General features: G+C 71.3%; 2 protein-coding genes. Both read right to left on the bottom strand.

Translation table 11 applies throughout. The features are described from left to right. On the bottom strand, nt 1–1606 hold a 1606-nt coding region (locus tag ACFVIM_RS34545; RefSeq protein ID WP_384310185.1), incomplete at its 3' end, for a ParB/RepB/Spo0J family partition protein. 142 nt (nt 1607–1748) lie between these two features. After that, entirely contained in the window at nt 1749–2393 is a 645-nt protein-coding gene (locus tag ACFVIM_RS34540; RefSeq protein ID WP_384310182.1) for a hypothetical protein, read from the bottom strand. Between the last annotated feature and the right edge of the window lie 264 nt (nt 2394–2657).

Raw genomic sequence — 2657 nt, 5'->3', positions numbered from 1 at the left:
GGGCCACACTCTCGTCCGCCCCGGGCTCGCCCGGCTCCCGGGCGGCCTCCGTCTCCCCGGCGGCTTCGGGGCCTTCGTCCCGGGCGGCGGTGCCGTCCGGCTCGGAGTCCGTGGTGATGTCCTCCGGCTCGCCCTCGGAGATCGCCGCCTCGGGCTGGGCCTCGCCTTCGGAGTCGTCCTCCTCGTACTCGTCTTCGTACTCGTCCTCCTCGTCGTCTCCGGGGGTCTCGCGGAGGGCGGCGAGCAGGGTTTCCTCGGGCTCGCTGAGGGTGTACCCGTAGCCGGTGAGGAGTTCCAGCCAGGCGATGGCGAAGTCCTCATCGAACCCGTACGTGCGGTGCGGGGAGGCCGTGCGGGCCATGTTGTCCTCGGCGTGGACGGCGAGCTGTGCGAAGTGGATGAGCGGGAGCTTGTGGTCCGGTGTGCGGTCGATCCGCCGACGCATCGCCTCTGCGGGCGGCACGTCCTTCGCCCGGGTCGCCCCGAGGAGGGCGAAGACCTCGTCCATGCCGCCCGCTCCGAGGCTGCGGGTGAAGCCGTAGGCGAAGAGGTGGGCCAGGGTGGCCTTGTGGAGGCCCTTGGGGGTCTTCCCCGAGCGGGCGAGGGTGCTGATGAAGTCGCGGCGGACGGCGGCGGCCGTCGTCAGGGCCTCCGCCCGGTCCTCCCGCTCCTGCTTCTCCCGCGCCTGCTGGGCCCGCTCCTCGTCGGTGAGGTGCTGGTAGTGGCCGGTGACCGTGTGCCCGTAGTACTTGGGGTCCCGGCAGACGTAGGTGACGGTTCCCTCCTGGCTGACCCAGGCGGCGTGTCCGGCGCACCGGGCGTGGGTTTCGACGGTGTACCCGGTGCCTGCGGCGTCCGTGATGCTGTTCAGGCCCTTCGGGATCCCGTCCCACTGCGGCTGGGGGATGACGGCGATCCCGACGAGGACGAGGCTGGCCTTGGCCTTCGCCTTCTGGGCCCTGTTCTTCCGCTTGCGGCGCTCGGACATCAGCGCGTACGGCAGGTTCCCGCCGTTCCGGATCACGCCGAGGAGCCGGTCGTAGACCTTCGGCTCGGATTCGAACTCCGCGATCTGCACCGCCTCCTCCAAGTCGAGCTGGCCGGTGTCGGCCGCGTCCCGGGCCGTCTTGGGCATCTTGTGGAGGCGGAGGGTGGCGGCGACCTTCTCCTTGTCCTGGGAGACCTGGCGGGCGATCTCGTCCACGTCCAGCCCTTCGAGGGCGAGCTGGTCGTACGCGGCGGCGATCTCGCTGGGCTTCATGTCCGAGCGGTGGATGTTCTCGGTGAGCTGGTCGATGATCTTCGCGGCGCTGCTGCTGATGTCGGTGCGCACGATGGCGGGGATCAGGGCCCGGCCAGCCTCGATGGCCGCTGCCCGGCGGTGGAAGCCGAAGACCAGGGCGTACGTGCCGTCGTCCTCGGCCATCACCGTGACGGGCTCCAGGACGCCGCGCTCGCGGACCGAGGCGACGAAGTCGGAATCGAGGTCCACCGCGCGGATGTTGCGGACGGCGTGGATCTCGGAGGGGTTGAGCCAGACCAGTTCCATGGTCGGGTCGCTGGAGGGGGCGAGGGCCTGGGCGCTGGTGGAGGTCTCGGTGGTCACGGTCTTCTCCTCGTTGGTTGCATGGTGGGCCGGTCCGGGGTTTGCCCTCCCCATTCCGACATGTATTATTCTAGCCCCCGGAGGGGTGGGGTGTCAACCGGCACCGGGTGGAGGGCGGACCCTCCACCCGGCCGGACCTACCTCACGGCCCGCTGAGTTCGGCGGCGCGGGGGGCGACCAGCGCACCGAGGTCGGCGATCCGCCCGTCGATGACGCCCACCTCCGCAAGGGCCCGCTCAGCGCGATGGAAGGCGGCGGCCCGCCGGAGTTCCAGGTCGCGGATGCGTGCCGGGGCCTGGGCTGCGGCGCGCGCCCAGATCACGGCCGAGCGGTCCGGCCGGGCCGCGTGGTGGCGGGCTATGGCGGCCACGAGCTGCGCCGCGCCCAGGTTGGCCGTGTCGGTGACGGTGGCGGCGGCGAAGGCGTCCCGCTCGGCCTTGAGCGGCCGCAGGCGGCTGGGGCGCTCCATCCAGACATGCCACCCGAATCGGCCGTCGGGCCTGCGGGCGATGAACCGCTCCATCTCGCTGACGCGGATGCGGGCGCGCCCCGAGATGGCGATCGACCCGATGGTCGGCTGGGCGGTCCACCCGTGGTCGGCCTCCGGGAAGGAGCCCGCGTGGGCGGGGCGGCCGTAGACGATGTCGATGCGGTCAGCGTCCCGCTCATCGGGGACGAGGGTGAAGGCGCCGGCTCGATCGACGTCGTACGCGACGACTCCGTGGTCCCAGTCGGTGACGATCTCCGCGCGGTAGGTCTTCCCCGACGGGGAGGTCAGAGTGGTCACGGTCTTCTCCTCGGTTGGCTGCGTGGTGGCCGGTCCGGGGCTTGCCCTCCCCTTCTCGACGTATATTATTCTACCATCTGTGGCGGGTGTGTCAACCTTCCGGGCCCGCGAGCACCCTGCCTGCTCAGCTGCGTCAAGCCCGCCCCGGAGCAGGGCGGTTCACCCCCGTTACGGGTTGGTCGGGTGCGGCGGGGTGTCCCCCCGGGCCTGTGCCCGCGGACCGTTTCTTTCCCGCCTTCCCTGCGCTTGTAGATGTCGGGGGAC

Source organism: Streptomyces sp. NPDC057638 (assembly GCF_042800315.1).
Taxonomy (GTDB): Bacteria; Actinomycetota; Actinomycetes; order Streptomycetales; family Streptomycetaceae; genus Streptomyces.
This window is presented reverse-complemented; position numbering and strand designations above follow the sequence as displayed.